The sequence below is a fragment of the Nocardioides sp. 616 genome, assembly GCF_002930065.1.
Taxonomy (GTDB): domain Bacteria; phylum Actinomycetota; class Actinomycetes; order Propionibacteriales; family Nocardioidaceae; genus Nocardioides; species Nocardioides houyundeii.
In genome coordinates, this window is record NZ_POAG01000007.1 from 1 (window position 1) to 21,834 (window position 21,834).

The window sequence follows — 21,834 nt, forward strand, 5'->3', positions numbered from 1 at the left end:
CTGGAGCGCGGCGACGTCGCCGCGGCGGCGGACCACCTCGCCGAGCACCTCGCCGACGCCGAGGTGGCGATCAAGGCAGCCCTGCGCTTCTGAGGCACGTCCCAGGCCCGCGTTTCCGACCCGGCTGCGCGACTCCCCCTAGGGTGAGGTGCATGCGCTTCCTGACGTGGCTGGTCGCCACCGCCGTGGCGGTGGCCACCGCAGCCTGGCTCTTCGACGGCATCCGGTTCACCGGTGCCAACCATCCCTTCTCAGCCCAGCTGGAGGACAAGCTCGTCCCGCTGGTGGTGGTCTCCCTGATCTTCGGGGCGGTCAACATCGTGGTCGGCAAGGTGGTCAAGCTGCTCTCGCTGCCGTTCATCATCCTCACCCTGGGGCTCTTCCTGCTCGTCATCAACGCCCTGCTGCTGATGCTCACCGCCTGGGTCGCCGGCCAGCTCGACATCGGCTTCAAGGTCGACGGGTTCTGGACGGCCGTGGGCGGATCGATCGTGATCACCCTGGTCGGCTGGTTCTTCAGCGCCGCCGTCGATGACTGACCGCCCGGGCGACACCGAGGCGCTGCCTCCTCCCCGCACTCCGGGCCGCTACCGGGTGGCACTGGTCTGCCTGGGCAACATCTGCCGCTCCCCGATGGCGCACGTGGTGCTGGCCGACCAGGTCGCCGCCGCCGGTCTCGACGACCGGGTCGAGGTGGTCAGCGCCGGCACCGCCGGCTGGCACGTGGGCGAGCCGATGGACGAGCGGGCCGCCGCCACCCTCGCCCGGGCCGGCCACGACCCGACGCGGCACCGCGCCAGGCAGTTCGAGCCGGACTGGCACCAGGACTGCGACCTGGTCCTGGTGATGGACCGGTCCAACCTCGCCGACGTCGGCGGCGAGACCCCTCGGGTCCGGCTGTTTCGCGCCTTCGATCCGGAGAACCCGGGCGGCGAGGTACCTGACCCGTACTACGGTGGGGAGCAAGGATTCACGGAGGTGATGTCCATGGTCGAGCGCACCAGCACGCACCTGGTGAGGCTGCTCTCGGACGCCGTCGGCCCATGACCCGCTCCCCCGTGGTGGCACGCCGGGCCGAGGCGCTGCTCGGCGTGGCCGTGGTGAGCACCGCTCCCGTCGCGGGGGGCGACATCGCCACGGCGACCCGGCTGCGGCTCAACGACGGCTCCACGGCCCTGATGAAGACCCTCCCGCACCCCCCGCCCGGCTTCTTCGAGGCCGAGGCCGCCGGGCTGCGCTGGCTCGGCGAGGTCCCCGACGGCGCTCCCGCCGCCGAGGTGCTGGCCGTCGACAGCGACTGCCTGATCGTGCGCTGGATCGAGCCCGGGCGGACGACCCCGGACGCGGCGGTGGACTTCGGCCGGCGTCTCGCGCGCACCCACGCCGCGGGTGCCCCGGCGTACGGCGGGGAGCGCGACGGCTACATCGGCCGGCTGCCGCTGCCCAACCGCACCGCCCCGACCTGGGCGGAGTTCTTCGCCACCCGGCGGATCCTGCCCTACCTCAAGCTGGCCCGCGACCGGAGCGCGATCGAGGAGAGCGATGCCACGGCCGTGGAGTCCGTCCTGGGCCGGCTCTCGGCGCTGGTGCCCGAGGAGGGTCCGGCGCGCATCCACGGCGACCTGTGGAACGGCAACTGCCTGTGGGGGCTGGACGGCGCGGTGCACCTGATCGACCCTGCCGCGCACGGCGGTCACCGCGAGACCGACCTGGCGATGCTGTCGCTGTTCGGGCTGCCCAACCTGCAGCGGGCGCTCGCCGCCTACGCCGACGAGGCCCCGCTGGCCGACGGGTGGCAGGACCGGACGGGGCTGCACCAGCTGCACCCGCTCCTGGTCCACGCCTGCCACTTCGGCGGCGGGTACGGCGCCCGTGCCGGTGCGGTCGCCGGCCGCTTCACGTGAGGTCGAGCGGCCCTCTCAGCGCCGCTTCAGGTCCCGCTGGCAGCATGGCGGTCATGCCGGACAGCAAGCAGTCGACGAAGCCGCGGGTCCTGGTGGTCGACGACGACAAGGCGGTGCGGGAGTCCCTGCGCCGCTCCCTGGAGTTCAACGGCTACGACGTGGCGCTGGCCCGCGACGGCGCCGAGGCTCTGGCCAGCATCGGGTCCACCCTCCCGGACGTGGTGGTGATGGACGTGATGATGCCGCGGCTCGACGGGCTCGAGGCCACCCGCGCACTGCGCACCGCGGGCAACGACGTGCCGATCCTGGTGCTGACCGCCCGCGACGCGGTGGGTGATCGGGTGGAGGGGCTGGACGCCGGTGCCGACGACTACCTCACCAAGCCGTTCGCCCTCGAGGAGCTGCTGGCCCGGCTGCGCGCCCTGCTGCGCCGGATCACTCCCTCGGCCGAGGAGGCCGAGGAGTCGCTGGTCTTCGGCGACCTGTCCATGGACCTGGGCGCCCGGGAGGTGCGGCGCGGTGACCGGCTGATCGAGCTCACCCGTACCGAGTTCACCCTGCTGGAGATGTTCCTGCGCCGCCCCCGCCGGGTGCTGGAGCGCTCGTTCATCCTGGAGGAGGTCTGGGGCTACGACTTCCCGACGACCGCCAACTCCCTCGAGGTGTACGTCGGCTACCTGCGGCGCAAGACCGAGGCCGAGGGCGAGTCCCGCCTCCTGCACACGGTGCGCGGCGTCGGCTACGTGCTGAAGGACGGGTGAGCCCGGCGATGTGGCAGCGGCACGGGTGGCACTACCGCCGCTCGCTGGCCAGCCGGGTGGCGCTGCTGACCACCATGGCCGTCGGGGTGGCGATCGCGTTCATGGCCGCCGGGTCGTTCGTGACCGTCCGGATGCAGCTGCAGTCCTCCCTCGACGAGTCGCTGCTCAACCGTGCCACCAAGGCCGCCTCCTACAGCGCCCTGGCCGAGATGACCGCCCGGGACGTGCCCTCGTGGATGCTGGGCGCCGCGGACGTCCGGGTCATCTTCATCCGCGAGGACAAGGACGTCCTCACCGCCGACAACGAGGGCCCCTCCGTGGCGCTGGGCGCCCCGGAGCTGGCCGTGGCCGAGGGCACCCTGGACGAGTCGGTGCGCACCATCCGGGCCGAGAACGGCGTCGTCTACCGGGCGGCCACCGTGCCTGCCGGCGGAGGCCAGGCCCTGGTGCTGCTGCAGACGCTGGACGAGAACGAGCGGACGCTGCGCGGCCTCGGCACGGTGATGCTCGCCTTCGGAGCCGCCGGGGTGCTGGTCGCCGCGATGGCCGGGTGGATGGTGGCCCGCAGCGGTCTGCGGCCGGTACGCCGGCTGACCGCCTCCGTCGAGGACATCGCCCAGACCGAGGACCTGCGCCCGCTCGAGGTGGACGGGGACGACGAGATGGCCCGCCTGGCCACGGCGTTCAACCACATGCTGGCCGCCCTGTCGGCCTCCCGCGACCGGGAGCGTCGCCTCGTCGCGGACGCCGGGCACGAGCTGCGGACCCCGCTGACCAGCCTGCGCACCAATCTCGACCTGCTCAGCCAGGCCGGCGACGGGCTGCCCGAGGACGCCCGGCGCGAGCTGCTGGATGACGTGCGGGCCCAGATCGAGGAGCTCTCCACCCTGGTGGGGGACCTGGTCGAGCTGGCCCGGGAGGAGCCGCTCTCGCAGGTGATCGCCGAGATCGACCTGGTCGACGTGGTGGAGCGGGCGCTGGCGCGGGTGCGCCGGCGGGCCCCTGCCGTGGTCTTCGACGTCGAGCTGGAGCCCTGGCGGGTGCGCGGCGAGGCGCAGGCGCTGGAGCGGGCAGTGACCAACCTGCTCGACAACGCCGCGAAGTGGAGCAGGGAGGGCGGGACCATCAAGGTCCGGCTCACCAGCGGGGTGCTGACCATCGACGACGAGGGTCCCGGCATCGCCGCCAAGGACGTGCCGCACGTCTTCGACCGGTTCTACCGCTCCGACGACTCCCGCTCCATGCCCGGCTCCGGGCTGGGGCTCTCGATCGTGCGGCAGGCCGTGGAGCGGCACTCCGGCGCCGTCCGCGTGGACCGGTCCCCCAGCGGCGGCGCCCGTCTGGTGATGTGGCTGCCGCGCGCGCCCCAGCACGTGGCTGCGGAGTAGGAAGCGCCGCTCAGCCGGCGTCGGCGAAGAGGACCCGAGCACCGAAACCGGCCTCCACCGTGCTGAACCCCCGGCTCTCCAGCCACGTCCGGCCGGCCGGCACCCCCGGCGGTTCGGGGGCGCCGGGCCTGCTCGCCGCCAACCCGGCGCCCATCCCGGCGCCCGGGCCCGGCGGCCGGGGCAGTCCAGGCGGATGGGAGAGGTGGAGGTGACCGTGCGGCGTGAGGGTGCCGACCTCGTGCCGACCTCGGTCGTCGGTCGTGGCCCAGCTGTCCCAGCCCGGCGTCTCCTTGACGAGGTTGCAGGCCTCGCACAGCCCTTGCCCGTTGCCGAGGCTGGTGGCCCCGTCGTCGGCCGCCGCGGTGACGTGGTCGGCGTGCCGGACGGGCGCGTCGCACCAGACGGTCCGGCAGAGGCCGCCGTCACGGAAGTTGATCATCATGGCGAGCTGGCGGTCGAAGAGCCGGGCACGGTTCTCCATCGCGACCAGCTGGTCGTCGCCGGGTGCGGTGAAGAGCCGGCGCAGCGACGCCCTGGAGTCCGCGGTCGCCAATGAGACGAGGTCGGCACACAGTCCGGCCGGGATGTAGCCACCGATCGAACCCCGACCCGTGGGCCGCCCGGCGGTGGTGGTCAGCGCGTGCAGGAAGCCCGGCTCGCTGGAGTGCCCCAGCAGCGACTCGACGCTGATGACCAGGTTGACCGCGACCGGGGTGGCTCGGGTGGTGTCCAGCCCCGTGAGCCGGGCGACGAAGGTGTCCGCCTTCACCTGGTCACGGGTCCGCGAGTCCCCCGCAGCGGCGGCGGCACCGGCCGCCTGCGCCAGGGCAGCCATCACGGACGCGTAGTGCTCGTCGGGCAGGACGGCGGAGACCTGGCCGGTGCCGTCGCCCAGCAGCCGACCCACGACGCGCCGCTGCCGGCGGGCGCGCCTCATGCGACCGGAGACCGCCTCGTCGTCGAGACGCAGGGAGAGTCGCACCACGGCCTGGCGCAGCGCCTCCGGCCCCATCGTGCCCAGCGCGCTGGCGCCGACCCCCTCGACCGGACCGCCGAGAGCATCCGGCCCCTCCGCGGCACCGTCGGCCGCGGCCAGCTCGGCATCCAGGATCCGCCGCTGGGTCGGCGCCAGGTGCTCGGTCTCGCGGACCACCACCATGGCCCGCTCCTCGTCGAGATCGCCGCGGCTCAGGGCGGCCAGGGTGTGCGGCAGATCGCGCACCAGCAGCACGGCGGCGTCGGCGTAGCGACGGCCCCGCGCCGGGGACTCGTGCCGGGCCAGCCCGACCTGGGCACCGACCACGAGCGCCACCCCGGGGCCCGTCACCGCACGGCAGTCGGGGCTGCGGGTGCCGGCGCGTCGCTCCCGCCGGACCCGGTCCCGCTCCGCCTCCACCCGCTGGGTCTCCTGGGCCACGAAGGACGCGGTGAGTCGCACCCGAGCCGCCGCCGCGGCGCAGGTGACCCGGGTGAGCTCCTCGATCAGGGCCAGCCGCGTGCCACCGTCGTCTGCCGGCTCGCCGGTCCCCGAGGCCGCGCCGGACCCGAGGTGCGAGAGCTGCTCGACCAGGTCGGCGACCCAACCGACGGCGACCGCCTCCGGCGTCCCCGGACCGGCGCAGGGGTCAGGGGAATCGCCGCGCGACGCCGAAGTGGAGGACTCGATCATGTGTTCGATTCTAGTCACCATCGCCGACACTCGCTGCGGTCATCCACAGCCGCGCGAGAGCCTCAGCCCGCCAGCACCTGGAGCAGCCGTTCCGCCTTCCACGTCGCCTCGGCGTACTCCTCGGCGACCTCGGAGCGCACGGTGATCCCGCCGCCGGTCCCCAGCGTCCACCGCCCGTCGCCGGCCGTCATCAGGGAGCGGATCACCACCCCCAGGTCCGCGCGCCCGTCCGCGGCGAGCCAGCCGAAGCCTCCGGCGTACGCACCGCGCGGGGTCGCCTCGACCGCGTCGATGATCTCCATGGTGCGCAGCTTGGGCGCGCCGGTCATCGACCCCGGAGGGAAAAGGGCGTGCAGCGCGCGCACCGTTGACACCCCGGCCCGCAGCCGTCCGCGGACGGTCGAGACCAGCTGGTGCACGCTCTCGTAGGACTCCACCGCCATCAGCTCGGGCACCGTGACCGTGCCCGGCTCGCACACCGCGGAGAGGTCGTTGCGCAGCAGGTCCACGATCATCAGGTTCTCGGCACGGAGCTTCGGATCGGCCGCCAGGTGCGCGCGGGACGCCTCGTCCAGGGCGGCGGTGGCACCGCGCGGGGTGGTGCCCTTGATCGGCCTGGTCTCGCACTCCCCGTCCGCGCCGACCAGGGCGAAGCGCTCCGGCGAGGAGCTGAGCAGCCAGCCCCGGGCCCCGTCGACGTCGTGCTGGAGGAACCCGGCGTACGGGGCGGGGTTGAGCTCGCGCAACCGCAGGTAGGCGGTCACCGGGTCGAGGTCGGAGCGGGTGGTGACCCGGTGCGTCAGGTTGACCTCGTAGGAGTTGCCGGCGCGCAGCTCCTCCTGGACGGCGGCGAAGGCGGCGGCGTACGCCACCGGCACCGTCGGCAACCCCTCCGCCGGTCCAGTACGCCGGGTGCCAACCGCCGCGGCGTGGGTGAAGGACCGCACGTGCCGGGGCCGCATCCACACCGCGTCCGGCATCCCACCCTCGGCCGCCGACCGGTCCGGCCGAGCGGGCAGGTCCGGGCGGGAGGCGTAGCCGAGGTAGCCGAACCACTGGTCCTGGGCGGACCCGGACGCCAGCTCGGCCTCCAGCACCTCGAAGATGTCGGAGCCGACCACCACGGACCCCCCGCCGGTGTGCCGCCGCACCTCCCCGGCCCGGGCATCGAGGGTCAGGGAGACGTCGTCGGGGTCCAGCCAGCCGATGATCGAGCGGCGTCCCGACCAGTCGCGGGCGCCGCCGCCGTCGAGCCAGAAGCAGCGCGGCTGGGCGGCCGCCACCTCGGCGAAGTGCTCCTCGGGAGTGGTCATCACGCACCCCGCCCGAACCCGGGCGCCAGGAAGTTCGCCACCAGCGCGGCGCCGTGCTCGGACAGGATCGACTCGGGGTGGAACTGCACGCCCTCCAGCGGCAGCCGGCGGTGCCGCACCCCCATCACCACGGCGTCGCCGTCCGCACCGCGGCTGGTGGCGGTCTGCTCCAGGCAGTCGGGCAGCGCCACTGCCGCGAGCGAGTGGTAGCGCACCGCGCCGAAGCGCTGCGGCACCCCGGCGAACACCCCCCGACCGTCGTGCTCGACCACCGCGAGGTCGCCGTGCGCGGGCTCCACCCGGTCCACCCGGCCGCCGAAGGCGGTGACCAGGCCCTGCATCCCCAGGCAGACCCCCAGCACCGGGCGGGTGCCGGCGCGCAGCACCTCGCGCCCGACGGCGAAGTCGCGCTCCACGTCGGGGTGGCCCGGGCCCGGGGAGAGCACCACGTGGCTGTGCCGGAGCACCTCGGCGGCCGGGACCTCGTCGTGCTGCACCACCCGCGGCAGCACCCCGGTGACGCCCGCGACCAGGTGCACCAGGTTCTGCGTGTAGGAGTCGTGGTGGTCCACCACCACCACGTCGGGAGTCACGGCAGCGCTACTCATGGCAGCGCCAGTCATAGCAGGGTTCACTGCGTGATGCGGCGGCAGCGTTCGCTCACCGCGGTGTCCCCGGCGGTCGCGGCGCACGCGTCGAACTCCTCGAGCTTGGCCCGCAGCGCCGCGACCTGGGCGGCGTACCGGGCCTGGTGCACGACGTTCGTCTTCTCCCAGCCGCGCTTGGCGTAGGAGTAGAACTCGTAGGCGTACCTGGTCCTGCGCAGGTCGGGGTCCAGGTCGAGTCGCACCAGCAGCGCGTCGCGGCTGCGCACCGCGACGTAGGACGGGATGCGCTTGAGCTCGCCCCCGGTGAACGCCAGGTCCGGGTCGTCACCGGCGGTGTCGGTGGTGTGCTCGACGAAGACGTGGTCGCGGATGCGCAGCGACGGGTCTGTGAAGGTCGGCACCAGCGAGGTGCCGGAGCGGAACGCGGCCGGCTGCAGCCCGGCGAGCTCCTCGAAGGTGGGGGCCAGGTCGAGGTTGCTGGTCATCTCGGTCCGCGCGCCCGGGGTGATCCCAGGGCCCGCGATGAGCAGCGGCACCCGGATGTCGGTGTCGTAGGCCGTCCCCTTGCCCATCCCCAACCCGAGCTGGCCTAGGTGGAACCCGTTGTCGGAGGTCAGCACCACCACGGTGTCGTCGTCGACCGCCTTGAGGATCCGGCGCAGGGTCCGGTCGATCGACTGCACCATCTGCGCCCGGTTGCGCAGCTGTGCCGTCGCCCGGGCCGCGCCGAGGGTGGGCACGGTGTTCCAGGCCCGGGCCTTGCGGCCGGCCAGGGTGCGTGGCGCGTTGTCGGCACGGCGGTCCCCGAAACCGGGCAGGTCCTTGGTGGTCAGCGCGCGGCAGGGGACGAGGCCGCAGTTGCCCTGCGCCTTCTTGCCCTGGGCCTTGTTGCCACCCGCGCGGTCCCGGAAGGCGGGCGGGAAGATCGGGTCGCCCGGATAGGCGCCCTGCGGGTTGGTCCGGTTGTGCGGCGCGTACGGCGCCACTTCGAGGAAGTACGGCGCGGCGTCGTCGCGGTGGCCGCGGATGAAGTCGAGCGCGTAGTCCTCCACCACCTGGCCGGCGTACGAGGCGTCCCGGGTGGCGCGCGAGGCCGTGGCCGGCGGGATGGGGTGGTGCCGCGCCTGCAGCCGGCCACCGGAGACGCCTGTGCTGTCGAAGCCCCACCCGTCGTACGCCGACCCGAACAGGGCGTTGAACTGCGACCAGCCGGCCGGGAGCGGCGGCAGCGGCTTGACGCCGGGAAGGTACTCGTACTGGTTGAGGTACTTGCCCACGAAGCCGGTGGTGTAGCCGGCGTCCTGGAGCCGCACGTTGACGCTGCGCTGCTCGTTGCCGTAGGCGTGGAACGCCGACCAGCCGCCCATCGGTCCCGCCCCGGGCACCACCGAGGCGGTGTTGGTCCGCACCCCCGTCTGGTGCGGGTACTGCCCTGTCATCAGGCTGGCGCGCGAGACGCAGCACAGCGAGTCCACGACGAAGTGCTGGTACGTCGCAGCCCGGCGGGCCAGGCGCCGCGCCCCCTTCATGGTCGGCAGCAGGTCCATGGAGAAGTCGTCCATCAGGACCAGGACGATGTTCGGACGGGCCTGGGGCGCAGCGGTCTGGGGCTTGCGGGCCGGAGGGTCCGGGTGCACGTCGCCCACCGCGGGGGCGCATCCGAGCAGCATCGCCACGGCGGCGACCAGGGCGACCGCCCGCGCGGCGCACCACCGTGCTCTCGTCATGTCACTCTCCCCCGTGCTGCCCCCCATCCTAGGGACGATCAGGGCAGCTTGACGCTGTTCGTCACCGGAGCGACCCGCGCGCCCTTCTTGAGCTCGGGACGCGAGCACCCGGCCTGCATCCCCTTGGTGGCCAGGCCGGCGAGGTCCCCGGTGCCGTAGCGGGTCGGCCGCTCGGGGCCGTTGATCGGGCCGAGCATCTGTCCCAGCGAGGTGGCGTGGCCCAGGCCGAGGGCGTGCGCGATCTCGTGGGTCAGGGTCTTGGACATCATGTCCTCGTTCCACGCGACCGGCGGCTCGACGGTGTCGAGCATCAGCGAGGCGCGGGTGATCTGCACGTGCCGCCCGCGCGAGTCCTTGGCCCACACGCCCCGGTCCGGACCGCCGCGACCGAGCGTTTTGCCCGACAGGTCCATGGAGGTGTTCGCCTGGCCGCCGAAGCCGATGATCAGCATGGTGTCGGCGTCCGCACCGGCCTGCCCCGGAGCGGGGTCCGGCCAGCCGGCGGTGTCCCCGCCGTCGACCAGCGTGTAGCCCGTGGCGAGCCGGACGTGGCGCATCACGCGGGCCACCATCGCCCGGGCGTACCCGGGAGCGTGCGTGTAGTTGACCTTGTAGACGATCGGCGCGCACGGGTTGAACCGGTAGCGACGGGTCGGGTCGAACTCGGTCCAGTCGCCGGGGTCGGTGCCGTTGGGCACGTAGTCGGGGGCGACCGCCGTACCGGCGGGCTCGGAGACCGCGGCTCGGGCGGACCCGGTCTTGGGGACCAGGACCCGGGTGGGGGCGCTGCGCAGCCAGTCGTTGCTCAGCGCGACCGAGAACGAGCCGTCGGGGCCCGAGACGGTCTGGGCGGCGTCGAACCACTTCTTGCCGAACTGCTGCTGGACCAGCACGGTGCGACCGGCGGCCGCCTCACCGCCGACGAGCCCCGAGGCGATCGTGGGCGCCGCGGAGTAGGCGACCGAGGTGCCGTTGGCCCAGGCCGGAGCCAGGGCGGTCGCGGCCTTGTTGGACACGATGCGGACCTTGAACCGCTTCTGGAACTTCTTCGCCCCACGCGCCCGGGGAGCCAGCACGGTGAACTTGCGGGCCTTCTGCTTCTTGCCCGCCTTGACCTTGAAGGTGAACACGCCCTTCTTGGAGGTCTTCTTGCGGGCGATGACCACGGTGCGCTTGCCGCGCTTCTCCAGCAGGCGCACGGCCCGCTTGGACTTGCCCTTGACCTTGACCTTGCCGCGGATGGAGAACTTGCTCTTGATCGGCGCCGACGAGGGCGCGGAGACCCGCTGCCCCGCGGCCCGGGCGGCGGGGTCGACGATGCTCAGGCTGACCTCGGTGGGGGTGGGGGAAGCCGTGGCGGTGGGGGCACCGGCCAAGGCGCCCAGCGCCACCGCTGCCGCCGACGCGCACGCCGCGAGGCGCACCTTGAATCCAGCCGTCATGTCGTGCGTCCCCCTGTGGTGGTTGGTGCCTCAGCCACGCAGCACCTGCGCGACGAGCTCGTTGATCAGGTCGTAGCCGCGCTCGGTGAGGATCGACTCCGCGTGGAACTGTATGCCTTGGTAGTGCGGTCCCACCAAGGAGTGGATGTCTCCGGTCTCGGGGTCCGCCTCGACCCGCACCGAGTCGGGCAGGCCGGACTCCCCGACCCGGCCGACGAAGGTGTTGTAGAAGCCCACCCGCTCCACCCGGTCGCCGATCGTGACCGAGGACTGGGTGCCCTGGAAGACGATGTCCTTGAAGACCAGCGGGATCTCCAGCCGCTCGCAGAGCGTCTGGTGCCCCAGGCACACGGCCAGGAACTTCTGGCGCCGCGCGAGCAGCCGGTCCACCGCGGCGCGGACCCGGGCGATCTTCGGGTCGTCCCCGTCGCGCGGGTCACCGGGACCGGGCCCGACGATGACCAGGTCCCACCGGTCGAAGAGCTCGTCGAGGTCGTGGTCGTCGAGCGCCTCGTGCCGGACCACCTCGCTGGTCATGCCCATCACGCCGAGCATGTGGCTGAGCATGTTGACGAAGTCGTCCTCGCAGTCGATGATCCCGACCCGCTTGCCCGCCAGCTCCGGGTCCGGGGTGGACCCGGCCTGGTCGGTGAGCCAGAACGTCGAGAGCCGACGGTTGCGCGACTGCAGGGCGATCAGCACGTCCTCGTCGCGCGCCAGCTCGGCCAGGCCCTGCGCGGGGGTGCCGGCACCGGGCACCAGGCCGAGGGCGGAGAGGATGCCGCCGGCCTTGGCGTGCGTCTCCGCCACCTCGTACGCCGGGTCGGAGTCACGCACCAGCGTGGCGCCCGCGGTCACCTTCACCCGGCCGTCGAGGGAGACGTCCGCGGTCCTGATCACGATGGGGCTGTCGGCCGTGGCCTCGCCGCTCTCGTCGCGCCCCAGCAGGGCCAGCGCCGCGCCGTAGTAGCCGCGACCCTCGGGCTCGTAGGCCTTGATCAGCCGGCACGCGTTCTCCACCGGGCTGCCGGTCACGGTCGCGGCGTACATCGTGTCGCGCAGGATCTCGCGCACGTCCCGGTCGGACCGGCCCGCCAGCAGGTACTCGGTGTGCACCAGGTGGGTCATCGGCTTGAGGAAGGGCCCGAGCACCATGCCGCCCTCGTGGCACAGCTCGCACATCATCTTGAGCTCTTCGTCGACGACCATGAAGAGCTCGTAGATCTCCTTCTCGTCGCGCAGGAACTCCAGCAGCCGCGGCTTCATCTCCGCCGCGCTGGTCGCCCCGACCCGGAAGGTCCCCGAGATGGGGTTCATCCGCACGTCGCCGCCGTGCACGCTGACGTGCCGCTCCGGGCTGGCGCCGATCAGGTAGCGGTCGCCGGTGAAGAAGAGAAAGGTCCAGTAGGCGCCGCGCTCGCGATCCAGCAGCCGCCGGAACAGGGTCAGCGCCTTGTCGGCGTCCCAGTCGGCGACGACCGCGGTGTAGTGCCGGCCGATGACCAGGTTGGCGCCCTCGCCCTGCCCGATCTCGTCGCGGATGATCGACTCCACGACTGCCGCGTAGTCCTCGTCGGAGGTCTCGAACCCGCCGCGGTCGGTGAACTCCAGGCCCGCGTCGACGATCGCCTCGAGCACCGCCGGCACCGCGAACCGCTGCTCGGTCTCGATGTCGACCACCACCAGCGGAGCGCCGTCGTCGTGGGCCTCGAAGCCGCGCTCCCGCACCTGGCGGAAGGGCACCGCGAGCAGCCGGTCGAAACGGCGCCCCTCGGGAGGCACTCCCTCCTCCAGCGGTACGTCGAGGAGTGAGTCGACCTCGCTGCGCGGGCCGCCGACGAACGTGACGACGTCGGGGTCCCCGGGCTCCTTGCGAGCCAGCCGCAGCAGTGCCCAGGCCTCGTGCCCCTGGAGCTCGGCGAGCGCTGCTCGCACCTCCTGGGCCGACGCGTGGGTGGTGTCCATGGCGAGCACCCTAGTTCGCGGTGATCGGCACTAGGCGCCGCGTCCCAAACGACCCGGGCCTCAGCCCAGGTCCAGCACGCCTCAGCTCACGTCGAGCACGGACAGCACCGAGGAGAAGTCGTCGGTCCAGGCGACCCGCTCCTCGTGGGGGGACCGCCAGTCGGGGTGCTCCACCAGCGTTCCCAGTGAGGCCCGGTCGGGGGCCAGCGCGACCCAGGTGCTGGAGAGCTCGTCCCCGGTCCCCTCTGCCTCCCCCACCAGGGTGCTCCAGCCGAGCTCGTCGGCCGCCGCGGCGACCACCGGCTCGAGGTCGAACATCCGGTTGGAGATGTGCACCAGCAGCACCCCGTCCTCGGCGAGCGCGTCGGCGTAGCCGCCGAACGCCTCGCGGGTCAGCAGGTGAACCGGGATCGCGTCGGAGGAGAAGGCGTCCAGCACCAGCAGGTCCACCGACCCCGGCGCCTCGGCCTGCAGCGAGAGCCGCCCGTCGCCCACCACCTGGCGCACGTCCGCCTCGGTGGAGGACAGGAACGTGAAGAGCTCCGGGTTCTCCGCGACCCGCACCACCTCGGGGTCGATCTCGTAGAAGGTGAGCTCCTGGCCGGCGCCGACGTAGCTGGCGAAGGTGCCCACCCCGAGACCGACCACGGCCACGTGGTCGGGGGCCGGCAGCGCCGCGAAGAGCTCGCCCACCGGACCGCGCGGGCCGTAGTAGGAGATGGGCTGGGGATCGCCCGGACCCGTGATCTCCACACCGTGCACGGTGGTGCCGTGCACGAAGACGCGCTTGTCGTCGATCTGCTCCACCCGATAGCTGCCGTAGAAGGTCCGGTCCCGGTAGAGGTCGCCGACACTGGCGACCTCCGCGACGACCAGCGCGCCCACCACCGCGACCGCGAGGGCACCCGGTCTCAGCGACGCCACAGCGGCCAGCACGGCCGCGGCCGCCACGACGAGCAGCAGCGGCCAGCCGCGCTCGGCCCCCCAGGAGATGCCGACCTTGCCGATGACCAGCAGCGCCACCCCCAGCGCCAGTGACTGCAGCGCCAGCGCGAAGGCCGGGTGGTAGCGCCCTCGGGGCCGGGCGCCGGTGCCGAGACCGAGCAGCATCATCCCCGCCAGCGCCATCGGGTACTCCCAGACCCGGTCGAAGAACATCGGGGCCAGCACACCGTTGAGCAGGCCGCCCAGCGCCCCACCGGCGGCCACGACGAGATAGAAGCGGGTGAGGTGGTCGGGGTGCGGGCGGGTCGCGGCGAGCCTGGCGTGTGCGGCGTACGCGCCGGCGCCGAGCAGCACCAGGTCGACGCCGAGCCGAGCCACGATCGGCAGCGCGTTCTGGCTCAGGCTCACCAGGGCGGCACCGGCCGCGATCACCACCGCCAGCCGCAGCACCCAGGGTCCCGGCTCCCGCTCGCCCCGGGCGAAGGCCACCACGAACGTCGCCAGGTAGATCGCCAGGGGCACCACCCACATCAGGGGGATGGCGGCCACATCGGTGGAGATGTGGGAGGTCACGCTCAGCATCAGGGTGCTGGGGAGGAAGGCCAGGAAGAGCCACCAGCCCACGGTGCGCCCGGTGGGCGCCGGGTGCCGGGGCCCCGAGGGTGCCGCTGGGAGCGGCTCGCTGCGGGACTCCTCGACCGCGACCGAGGCGCGGGCGCCCCGCAGGGCCTGCAGGCCGCACGTCGCCATCAGCAGCCCGAACACCACGAAGCCCCACGACCACCAGGTGCGCTGCTGGTCCAGCCGGAGGAACGGCTCGATCAGGAACGGGTAGGCCAGCAGTCCGCCGAAGCTGCCCAGGTTGCTGGTGGCGAAGAGGAAGTAGGGGTCCTCCGAGCGCTGCAGCCCGGTCCAGGAGTACCACCGCTGCAGCAGCGGCCCGGTGGTGGAGATGACGACGAAGGGCAGGCCGATCATCAGGGCCAGCGCCCACAGCAGCCTGGCCACCGGTGAGCTGGTGACGTCGCCGAGCTGGGGCAGCGCGACCGGCAGCACCAGCAGCGGCACCAGGAGGACTCCCAGGTGCAGCACCGGCTGCACCCGGCGGCCCAGGCGCCCGGTGGTGAGGTGGACGTAGAGGTAGCCACCCAGCAGCAGCACCTGGAAGAAGAGGCTGCTGGTGCTCCACACCGAGGCCGAGCCGCCGAAGTGCGGCAGCAGCATCCGCGCCACCATCGGCTGCACCACGAAGAGCAGGGAGGCCCCGACGAACGAGGTGAGGGCGAACAGCAGCGTCAGCCCGGGACGGTGCCGCAGCGGCGGCGGGGACGCCGTGGGTCCGGTGGACGGGGCCTGCACCTCGACAACCATCAGGGCCTCTCGCTCGAGGCGGTCCTCGGTTCGGGAGCCGCCACCTGAGCCGGAGGCTAGCCGCGGAGCGGGGTCCGCGGGAGCAAAACGGCACGACTGGTTCACCGCCGGCCACGGCCCCGGTACGGCAGGATGTGCGCCATGTCTGACGCCCCCACCACGCTCGTCACGTACGCCGTCTCCGACGCCGTCGCGACCATCACCCTCGACTCTCCCCACAACCGCAACGCCCTGTCGCGCCAGCTGGTCACCGAGCTCTTCGAGCACCTGGAGACCGCCGCGGGCGACGAGGCCGTGCGAGTGGTGCTGATCCAGAGCTCCGGCAAGGTGTTCTGCTCCGGCGCCGACCTCTCCGAGGCGAGCACCACCGGGATGGAGGAGGGGACCCGTCGGATCATCGCGCTGCAGCGCCTCATCGCCACGATGCCGAAGGTGGTGGTCACCAAGAACCTGGGCGCCGTGCGCGCCGGGGGCATCGGCATCGTCGCCGCGGCCGACGTCGCCGTCTGTGCCGAGGAGGCGACCTTCGCCCTGACCGAGGTCAAGCTCGGCCTGGCCGCGGCGATCATCAGCCTCACCGTCTTCCACCGGATGACCCCGCGCGCCGCGTCGCTGACCGCGCTGGGCGGCGAGGTCTTCACCGGCGCCGAGGCGGCGGCGTACGGCCTGGTCACGAAGGCGGTCCCGGCGGCCGAGCTCGACGCCGAGGTCGAGCGCCTGTGCGCGGCCTTCGCCACCGGCGCCAACCAGGGCATCCGCGAGACGAAGGGCATCCTCAACGCCGACCTGGTCGCGCGCATCGACGCGCTGGGCGACGAGATGGCCACCCTCAGCACCCGGCTCTTCGGCTCCGACGAGGCGCGCGAGGCGATGACGGCGTTCCTGTCACGGAAGAAGTAGCCGTTCAGAGGCAACCTCTTCCTGCCTCCACCCGGTAGAGAGGGCATGACCACCGTGTGGGACGACACCTCGGAGCGGGCCGTGACAGCAGCCGTCGGGTTCGACGACTTCGTCGCGGCCCGCTCCCCCGGGCTGCTGCGCAGCGCCTACCTGCTCACCCGCGACCACGCGCTCGCCGAGGACCTGCTGCAGACCGCGCTCACCAAGGTGTGGTTCGCCTGGGGACGCGTCGACCGCGACCCGGAGCCCTACGTGCGGCGCATCCTGTTCACCACCTATGCCTCGTGGTGGCGACGGCGCTGGAACCACGAGCGGCCGACCGAGGAGCTGCCCGAGCACGGCACCGGCGACGGCACCCGCGCCGACGACACCCACGACCTGTGGGTGGCCATGGACCGGCTCCCCCGGCGGATGCGCGCCGTCGTAGTGCTCCGCTACTTCGAGGACCTCTCCGTCGAGGAGACAGCAGCGCTGCTGCAGTGCTCGACCGGGACGGTCAAGAGCCAGACGAGCAAGGCGCTCGCCAAGCTCCGGATCGACCCTGCCCTGGACAGCGGTGACCAGCACGTCCTCGACCTGAACGGAGACCTGGCATGAACAGCCTCGACGAGCTGCGTACCTCGCTGCGCACCCACGCCCACGACCTCGACCACGGCTCGCCGCTCGACGTCGGCACCCGGACGACACAGCTGCGCGGCCGGGTCCGCGCCGTCCGCCGGCGCCGGGCCGCCGGGGTGGCGGTGGCCGCCGCGGCCGTCGTCGGCGTCGTCTCCCTGGTGCCGGTGCTGCTGCCCGGGGACCGGGCGCCCAGCCCCGCCTCCGTGCCCACCGAGCTCGCCGGACACCCGGTGCCGGCCACCATCGAGGCGGCCGGGTGGACCTACGAGTACGCCGGCTCCGTCACCGGCACCGACCAGGTGAAGCTCGACCTGGAGGGCTTGGGGCGCCCGATCGTGATCGCCTGGGCCAACGAAGTGATCCCGCAGCCCTACAACCTGGAGGCCTGGAAGGTCGCGGAGCCCGACGGGGACGCCTACCGGCCCACCGCCGCGGACTTCTCGCAGTACTGGCGGGCGGACGCGGGCGAGGAGGGAACCTTCGAGTTCTCCGGCCCGGGCGAGAACGCTCTGGCCTTCTACGAGCTCTCCGACGAGCTTCCAGCCGGCGTGACCGTGGAGGGCATGACCTTCCGGGAGCAGGTGGCGGGTGACCGGCTGGTCGCCGCCGACGCGGTGCGGGGCGAGTCGACGCTGCGGCTCTCCGTGGAGGTGCCCGACGGGGACCTGCGGTTCGGCGCGGTCTGCGCGGGCACCGAGGGGCCCGCCCAGTACGAGCTCCTGCTCGATGGCTCGCGCGTCGTCTGGGGAGACGCCTGCGCCGACGAGGTCTCCTTCGATCCCGGTGTCCTCACCCTGGCCACCCTGACCGACGAGGTGGAGACCGACGCCGGTCCGCTCGCCCCCGGCGACGTGGTGGCCGCCGAGCTGCGGCTCGTCGACGCCGACGGACGCCCGGTGGAGGTGGGGACCGACACGCTGCTCGCCGCCGGGTTCTACGAGGTCGCCGAGCCGGCGACCCTGCTGGAACCTGCCGGCGTGCCGGTGCCCAGGCTCGTGGAGGTGGACGGGGTGACCTGGACGCTGGCGAACGACCTCGGAAGGCTCCGGACCCGGACCGGGACCGCCCTTGACCTCGTCGAGCATCGCGTCCGCGTCGACGAGCCGTCCATGGGATACGCGTTCGCCTCCGGGATTCGGGAGAAGTCCAACGTCGTGGTCACCGTCGACGGAGAGGTCCGAGGCACCATGCAAGGAGGCGGCGGCATGGGTCCGTTCTTCCTCCCCCCGGGCAGCCGGATCGACGTCCGCGTCGAGGGCACTGGTGCCGGAGGGCGCCCCGGCGCGGCGATCTACACCCGGACGCCCTGAAGCCCCGCGACTGAGGGGCCGGTAGTCTTGACTACTTGTCCCGACCGTGTCCGCGGTCGCACAGGAGTGAGGTAGCCGCGTTGTCCGAGGAGCTCGTCGAGCGGGAGATCGCCACGGAGCAGGCGTTCGTCGACCGGGTCTACGTGCAGCTGGGCAAGTCGGCCGAGGCCGCCAAGCAGCTCGCGCGTGAGGGTCACGGTCGCGGCAAGCTGGGCCACGAGGGTGGCCTGGTGGAGCGTGACGCGATGGTCTTCCAGGCCGCCAAGCGGATCGCCCAGCTCGACGCCGCGCACGAGGGCCTGGTCTTCGGCCGCCTCGACCTGAAGCCGGCGGTGGACTCCGAGCCCCGCTACATCGGGCGGATCGGCCTGCGCGACGAGGACCGCGACTCCCTGCTCATCGACTGGCGGGCCCCCGCGGCCGCGGTGTTCTACCAGGCCACCGGCGCCGAGCCGATGAACGTCGTACGTCGTCGGGTGCTGCGCTCGGACCACCGCACCGTGGTCGGCGTCGAGGACGAGCTGCTCGACGACTCCGAGCCGACCGACCTGCCGATCGTCGGCGAGGGCGCGCTGATGGCCCAGCTGTCCCGGGCCCGCGACCGCTCCATGCACTCGATCGTGGCCACCATCCAGGCCGAGCAGGACCGGGCGATCCGGGCCCCGGGCAAGGGCGTCGTCTCCATCTCCGGCGGCCCCGGCACCGGCAAGACCGTGGTGGCGCTGCACCGCGCGGCGTACCTGCTCTACAACGACCGCCGCCGCTACGAGACCGGTGGCGTGCTGATCGTCGGCCCCAGCGGGGTCTTCATGCGCTACATCGAGCGGGTGCTCCCCTCCCTGGGCGAGACCGCGGTGGCCCTGCGCTCCCTGGGCGAGGTCGTCGACGGCGTGCGCGCCACCCGGCACGACGAGCCCGCGGTGGCCGACGTCAAGGGCGCCGCCCGGATGGCGGAGCTGATGCGCCGTACCGCGCGGCAGGCCGCGCCGGGCAGCCCGAGCGACTACCGCATCTTCTGGCGCGACGACACCATCGTGCTCGACCCGGCACTGCTCGGCCGGCTCCGGCGCCAGCTGATGACCCAGGGCATGCGCAACCGCCAGCTCCCGCGGGTGGCCTCTACCCTGCTGGACGCGATGTGGCGCCAGGTGCGCGGCGAGCGCGGCCGGGAGCGGGGCCGGGAGCTCTTCAACGACGACATGCTCTCCACCCAGTCCTTCCTCGACTTCGCCACCGCGTGGTGGCCGCCGCTGAACCCCGCCGACGTGCTCGGCTGGCTCGCCGACCCCGAGCTCCTGGCCCGGGTGGGCGAGGGCGTGATCAGCGCCGAGGACCAGGCCCTGCTGTCGAAGTCGTGGGCCGAGGGCCTGCCGCTCAGCGTGGAGGACGTGCCGCTGCTCGACGAGCTGCGCTACGCCCTGGGCGACGTGCCGGTGCGCGCGGACGAGGACCACACCCTGGACGACCACGTCGGCGGGGACCTCCAGGAGCTGACCACGGCCTCGGACCGGGAGTACGCACCGGCGGGCCGGACGTGGCGTCCGCCGCTGCACCGCCTCGAGGACGACCCCTTTGCGCACGTGCTGATCGACGAGGTCCAGGACCTCACCCCCATGCAGTGGCGGATGGTGGGCCGCCGCGGTCGCGTCTCCTCGTGGACCATCGTCGGCGACCCCGCGCAGTCCTCCTGGCCGGTGCCGGCCGAGGCCGAGGCCGCCCGCAAGGAGGCCTTGTCGGGCAAGGAGATCCACTCCTTCCACCTGTCCAAGAACTACCGCAACTCCGCCGAGATCTACTCCTACGCCGCGGCGTACGCCCAGCGCGTGGGACTCGACGCCGACCTGCCCGAGGCCGTCCGGTCCACCGGCGAGGAGCCGCGCGAGGTGCAGGTGGACGACCTCGAGAGCGGCACCCGCGAGGCCGTCGCCGACCTCGCCGGGCGCGTGGGCGGGACGGTGGCCATCGTGGTGCCGGCCGCCCGTCGCTCGGAGGTCAACGCCTGGCTCGCGTCCTGGCCGGAGTTCGCCGACGACGCCCGGGGCGCGGCGCGCGCGGTGGACTCGACCCAGGCTCCCTCGGGGGAGGACCGCATCGTCGTGCTGACCGGTGTGGACACCAAGGGGCTGGAGTTCGACGGCATCGTGGTCGTGCGGCCCGACGAGATCGAGGCGGAGTCCGCCACCGGGCGGGCCACCCTCTACGTCGTGCTGACCCGCGCCACCCAGCTGCTCACGATCCTGCGCTGAGGTCGTCGCGGCGCAGCCGCCGCAGCCGCCGACGCTTCGGCTGCTCCGTCTCGGTCGCCACCCCGGCGTCGGCCGCGTTGGCCTTGGCACGCTTGAGCCGGGTCTTGATCTTGGCCAGCTGAGCGTCCCTGTTCGCCACGATGGTGTTGAGCCGGTGCACCCTGGTCAGCGCGGCCTCGAGGTCGGCGCGCAGCTGGTCCTGCGTCTTCTGGTAGCTGCGGTGCAGCTCAAGGATCAGGTCCTGCTGCTCGCCGACGATCTGCTCGGCCCTCCGCAGTCGACCCAGGTCTCGCCTGAGCACCCCGGTCTCCCCCGCGGGGAGAAGCAGCGGCCGCGAGTCGATCAGCCGGTTGATGGAGGAGTAGTTCTCCCCCCATTCATCCTCCGAGTGCAGCGTCCGGGAGGACTCCCGGGCGGTCCACCACTGGTAGACCGCGATCGTGCGCGCGATGTCGGTGACTCCGGTGAGCTGAGCGGCCCGCAGCAGGAAGTCCCAGTCCTCGGTCGTCGACAGCTCCTCGTCGAACGCCAGTCCGAAGTCGACGTGCAGCGATCTGGGGAACGCGAACGACAGCGGCGGGGTCTGGTTGCGGACGAGGTGGTGAGCCAGCGAGAACTCGAGGTCGTAGACGGCGTGCGGCGCATCCAGGGCGCGCACGCCCTGACGTCCGCGCACGTCGACCACGTCCACGTCCTGGCGCAACGCCACCCCCCGCAGGACGCGGCCCTCGTTGCCCTGCTCGGCCTTGGCGAATGCCTCCACCCAGTGGGCCAGCACGAGGTCGTCGTCGTCGAAGATCGATACGTACCGCCCGTGGGCCTCCCGCAGCCCCAGGTTGAGCGGCGCCGTCCGGCCGCCCTCGTCGAGCAGGATCAGCCGGATCCTCGACCGCAGGCTCGGCGGCTGGTCCGCGACGAGCCGCTCCACCATGACCTGCTCCTGCCTCGTGGTCCGGTGCGCAACCAGCAGCACCTCGAAGTCCTGGCAGGTCTGGGCGGCCAGGCAGAGCAGTGCCTCGCGCAGCTCCTGGGGCCGGCGGCCCTGGGTACGCATCAGCACACTGAGGAAGACCTTCGAGGCGTCCCGGTGGGCCTCGACCCCGGCCTGGGCGGGGACGGGGCCGAGCGCCCAGACGAACTGGTTGGTCTGGCCGTGCGGCTCTGCGTCGCCACGCACGGCGTTCAGCCAGTGGGCGAACGACGTCCGTTCCGAGAGCCCCGCATGGTCGGCGGGCTGGTGCTGGTCGCTGCGGGCCAGCACGACGTCGCGCGAGGCGATGCGGCCCAGACCGGCCGCGCGCAGCGCCGCGGCCAGGGAGCGCCCCGAGAACAGCCTCACGTGGGTGGAGTCGAGCAGCCCCGCGTCGGTGTACTCCCACTCCCCCAGCACGGCCTTCGTCGCCACGTCCAGGTGGGTCACGTTGGGGACGCTGATCACCCCCGCGGCACGGTGCTCCGACATCAGCCGGGACATCGCCGAGAGGACGTCAGCACCGTCAGCGAAGTGCTCGAGTCCGTCGAGGAAGCTGATCGAGGCGAGCCGGCGGCCGTCGAGGATGCGCATCAGCTCCCCGGTCACGTCCGGGCCGAGCAGGCTGGCGCGGTGTCCTTCCAGTCCCCGCGCGGCGAGCGCGGCCAGTGCCTCGGGGTCGACGTCGACCCCGACG

General features: G+C 72.9%; 17 protein-coding genes. 9 read left to right on the top strand and 8 right to left on the bottom strand.

Features of this window, described 5'->3' with window-relative positions; all coding sequences use genetic code 11:
- Positions 1-152 precede the first annotated feature (152 nt).
- From C5H89_RS01770 to C5H89_RS19440, 5 genes are read left to right on the top strand one after another with little or no spacing between them, the layout of a single operon-like run.
- Positions 153-539 carry a phage holin family protein gene (locus C5H89_RS01770; RefSeq protein ID WP_104105397.1) on the top strand — a complete coding sequence of 129 codons (387 nt, stop codon included), beginning with the start codon at positions 153-155 and terminating at the stop codon, positions 537-539.
- On the top strand, positions 532-1,047 hold the full coding sequence (locus tag C5H89_RS01775) for a low molecular weight protein-tyrosine-phosphatase (RefSeq protein WP_104105398.1): 516 nt from the start codon (positions 532-534) through the stop codon (positions 1,045-1,047). The genes C5H89_RS01770 and C5H89_RS01775 overlap by 8 nt, the downstream gene beginning before the upstream one ends.
- Positions 1,044-1,904: a fructosamine kinase family protein gene (locus tag C5H89_RS01780; RefSeq protein WP_104105399.1), complete on the top strand. Its 861-nt coding sequence runs from the start codon at positions 1,044-1,046 to the stop codon at positions 1,902-1,904. Before C5H89_RS01775 ends, C5H89_RS01780 begins: the two co-directional genes overlap by 4 nt.
- Positions 1,905-1,957: 53 nt before the next feature.
- Positions 1,958-2,665 (top strand): response regulator transcription factor, encoded by a 708-nt coding sequence (locus C5H89_RS01785; RefSeq protein ID WP_101525967.1) that lies wholly within the window; start codon positions 1,958-1,960, stop codon positions 2,663-2,665.
- Positions 2,662-4,053, top strand: coding sequence for a HAMP domain-containing sensor histidine kinase (locus C5H89_RS19440; protein WP_275887091.1), 1,392 nt, complete (start codon positions 2,662-2,664; stop codon positions 4,051-4,053). Before C5H89_RS01785 ends, C5H89_RS19440 begins: the two co-directional genes overlap by 4 nt.
- A 10-nt stretch (positions 4,054-4,063) precedes the next feature.
- Here C5H89_RS19440 and C5H89_RS01795 read toward each other — a convergent pair whose 3' ends face one another.
- The 7 genes from C5H89_RS01795 to C5H89_RS01825 all read right to left on the bottom strand — a co-directional run bounded on the left by C5H89_RS01795 (position 4,064) and on the right by C5H89_RS01825 (position 15,093).
- Positions 4,064-5,722 carry a DUF222 domain-containing protein gene (locus C5H89_RS01795; protein ID WP_162799164.1) on the bottom strand — a complete coding sequence of 553 codons (1,659 nt, stop codon included), beginning with the start codon at positions 5,720-5,722 and terminating at the stop codon, positions 4,064-4,066.
- Between the two features lie 62 nt (positions 5,723-5,784).
- The gene (locus C5H89_RS01800) at positions 5,785-7,035 is read right to left on the bottom strand and encodes an anthranilate synthase component I family protein (RefSeq protein ID WP_104105402.1); all 1,251 of its coding nucleotides are present in this window, start codon (positions 7,033-7,035) and stop codon (positions 5,785-5,787) included.
- Positions 7,035-7,628 carry an aminodeoxychorismate/anthranilate synthase component II gene (locus tag C5H89_RS01805; RefSeq protein WP_104105403.1) on the bottom strand — a complete coding sequence of 198 codons (594 nt, stop codon included), beginning with the start codon at positions 7,626-7,628 and terminating at the stop codon, positions 7,035-7,037. The genes C5H89_RS01800 and C5H89_RS01805 overlap by 1 nt, the downstream gene beginning before the upstream one ends.
- 38 nt (positions 7,629-7,666) lie before the next feature.
- Positions 7,667-9,370 carry a sulfatase-like hydrolase/transferase gene (locus C5H89_RS01810; RefSeq protein WP_162799165.1) on the bottom strand — a complete coding sequence of 568 codons (1,704 nt, stop codon included), beginning with the start codon at positions 9,368-9,370 and terminating at the stop codon, positions 7,667-7,669.
- 38 nt (positions 9,371-9,408) lie between these two features.
- Complete coding sequence (locus tag C5H89_RS01815; RefSeq protein ID WP_104105405.1) at positions 9,409-10,812, bottom strand: hypothetical protein; 1,404 nt, start codon at positions 10,810-10,812, stop codon at positions 9,409-9,411.
- 30 nt (positions 10,813-10,842) lie between these two features.
- Positions 10,843-12,777, bottom strand: a complete 1,935-nt coding sequence (locus C5H89_RS01820) for an anthranilate synthase family protein (protein WP_104105412.1) — start codon at positions 12,775-12,777, stop codon at positions 10,843-10,845.
- An 81-nt stretch (positions 12,778-12,858) separates the two neighbouring features.
- Entirely contained in the window at positions 12,859-15,093 is a 2,235-nt protein-coding gene (locus C5H89_RS01825; protein WP_104105406.1) for a fused MFS/spermidine synthase, read from the bottom strand.
- Positions 15,094-15,234: 141 nt separating this feature from the next.
- Here C5H89_RS01825 and C5H89_RS01830 point away from each other — a divergent pair, with 141 nt between their 5' ends.
- The 4 genes from C5H89_RS01830 to C5H89_RS01845 all read left to right on the top strand — a co-directional run bounded on the left by C5H89_RS01830 (position 15,235) and on the right by C5H89_RS01845 (position 20,167).
- Complete coding sequence (locus C5H89_RS01830) at positions 15,235-15,993, top strand: enoyl-CoA hydratase-related protein (RefSeq protein ID WP_104105407.1); 759 nt, start codon at positions 15,235-15,237, stop codon at positions 15,991-15,993.
- Between the two features lie 45 nt (positions 15,994-16,038).
- Entirely contained in the window at positions 16,039-16,590 is a 552-nt protein-coding gene (locus C5H89_RS01835) for a SigE family RNA polymerase sigma factor (RefSeq protein ID WP_104105408.1), read from the top strand.
- Positions 16,587-17,921, top strand: coding sequence for a hypothetical protein (locus C5H89_RS01840; protein WP_104105409.1), 1,335 nt, complete (start codon positions 16,587-16,589; stop codon positions 17,919-17,921). The genes C5H89_RS01835 and C5H89_RS01840 overlap by 4 nt, the downstream gene beginning before the upstream one ends.
- Positions 17,922-18,001: 80 nt before the next feature.
- Positions 18,002-20,167 (top strand): AAA family ATPase, encoded by a 2,166-nt coding sequence (locus C5H89_RS01845; RefSeq protein ID WP_104105410.1) that lies wholly within the window; start codon positions 18,002-18,004, stop codon positions 20,165-20,167.
- On the opposite strand, the gene C5H89_RS01850 is transcribed toward C5H89_RS01845, so the two are convergent.
- Positions 20,151-21,834, bottom strand: a 1,684-nt coding sequence (locus C5H89_RS01850) for a glycosyltransferase family 2 protein (RefSeq protein WP_104105411.1), incomplete at its 5' end; no start/stop codon positions are given. The genes C5H89_RS01845 and C5H89_RS01850 overlap by 17 nt on opposite strands.

Excerpts from the sequence above, each read along its gene's own strand:
- C5H89_RS01785 (WP_101525967.1), top strand. The coding sequence starts at position 1,958 with ATGCCGGACAGCAAGCAGTCGACGAAGCCGCGGGTCCTGGTGGTCGAC.
- C5H89_RS01840 (WP_104105409.1), top strand. The coding sequence starts at position 16,587 with ATGAACAGCCTCGACGAGCTGCGTACCTCGCTGCGCACCCACGCCCAC.
- C5H89_RS01820 (WP_104105412.1), bottom strand. The coding sequence starts at position 12,777 with ATGGACACCACCCACGCGTCGGCCCAGGAGGTGCGAGCAGCGCTCGCC.
- C5H89_RS01775 (WP_104105398.1), top strand. The coding sequence starts at position 532 with ATGACTGACCGCCCGGGCGACACCGAGGCGCTGCCTCCTCCCCGCACT.
- C5H89_RS01825 (WP_104105406.1), bottom strand. The coding sequence starts at position 15,093 with ATGGTTGTCGAGGTGCAGGCCCCGTCCACCGGACCCACGGCGTCCCCG.
- C5H89_RS01835 (WP_104105408.1), top strand. The coding sequence starts at position 16,039 with ATGACCACCGTGTGGGACGACACCTCGGAGCGGGCCGTGACAGCAGCC.
- C5H89_RS01795 (WP_162799164.1), bottom strand. The coding sequence starts at position 5,722 with ATGATCGAGTCCTCCACTTCGGCGTCGCGCGGCGATTCCCCTGACCCC.
- C5H89_RS01815 (WP_104105405.1), bottom strand. The coding sequence starts at position 10,812 with ATGACGGCTGGATTCAAGGTGCGCCTCGCGGCGTGCGCGTCGGCGGCA.
- C5H89_RS01780 (WP_104105399.1), top strand. The coding sequence starts at position 1,044 with ATGACCCGCTCCCCCGTGGTGGCACGCCGGGCCGAGGCGCTGCTCGGC.
- C5H89_RS01830 (WP_104105407.1), top strand. The coding sequence starts at position 15,235 with ATGTCTGACGCCCCCACCACGCTCGTCACGTACGCCGTCTCCGACGCC.
- C5H89_RS01800 (WP_104105402.1), bottom strand. The coding sequence starts at position 7,035 with ATGACCACTCCCGAGGAGCACTTCGCCGAGGTGGCGGCCGCCCAGCCG.
- C5H89_RS01810 (WP_162799165.1), bottom strand. The coding sequence starts at position 9,370 with ATGACGAGAGCACGGTGGTGCGCCGCGCGGGCGGTCGCCCTGGTCGCC.
- C5H89_RS01770 (WP_104105397.1), top strand. The coding sequence starts at position 153 with ATGCGCTTCCTGACGTGGCTGGTCGCCACCGCCGTGGCGGTGGCCACC.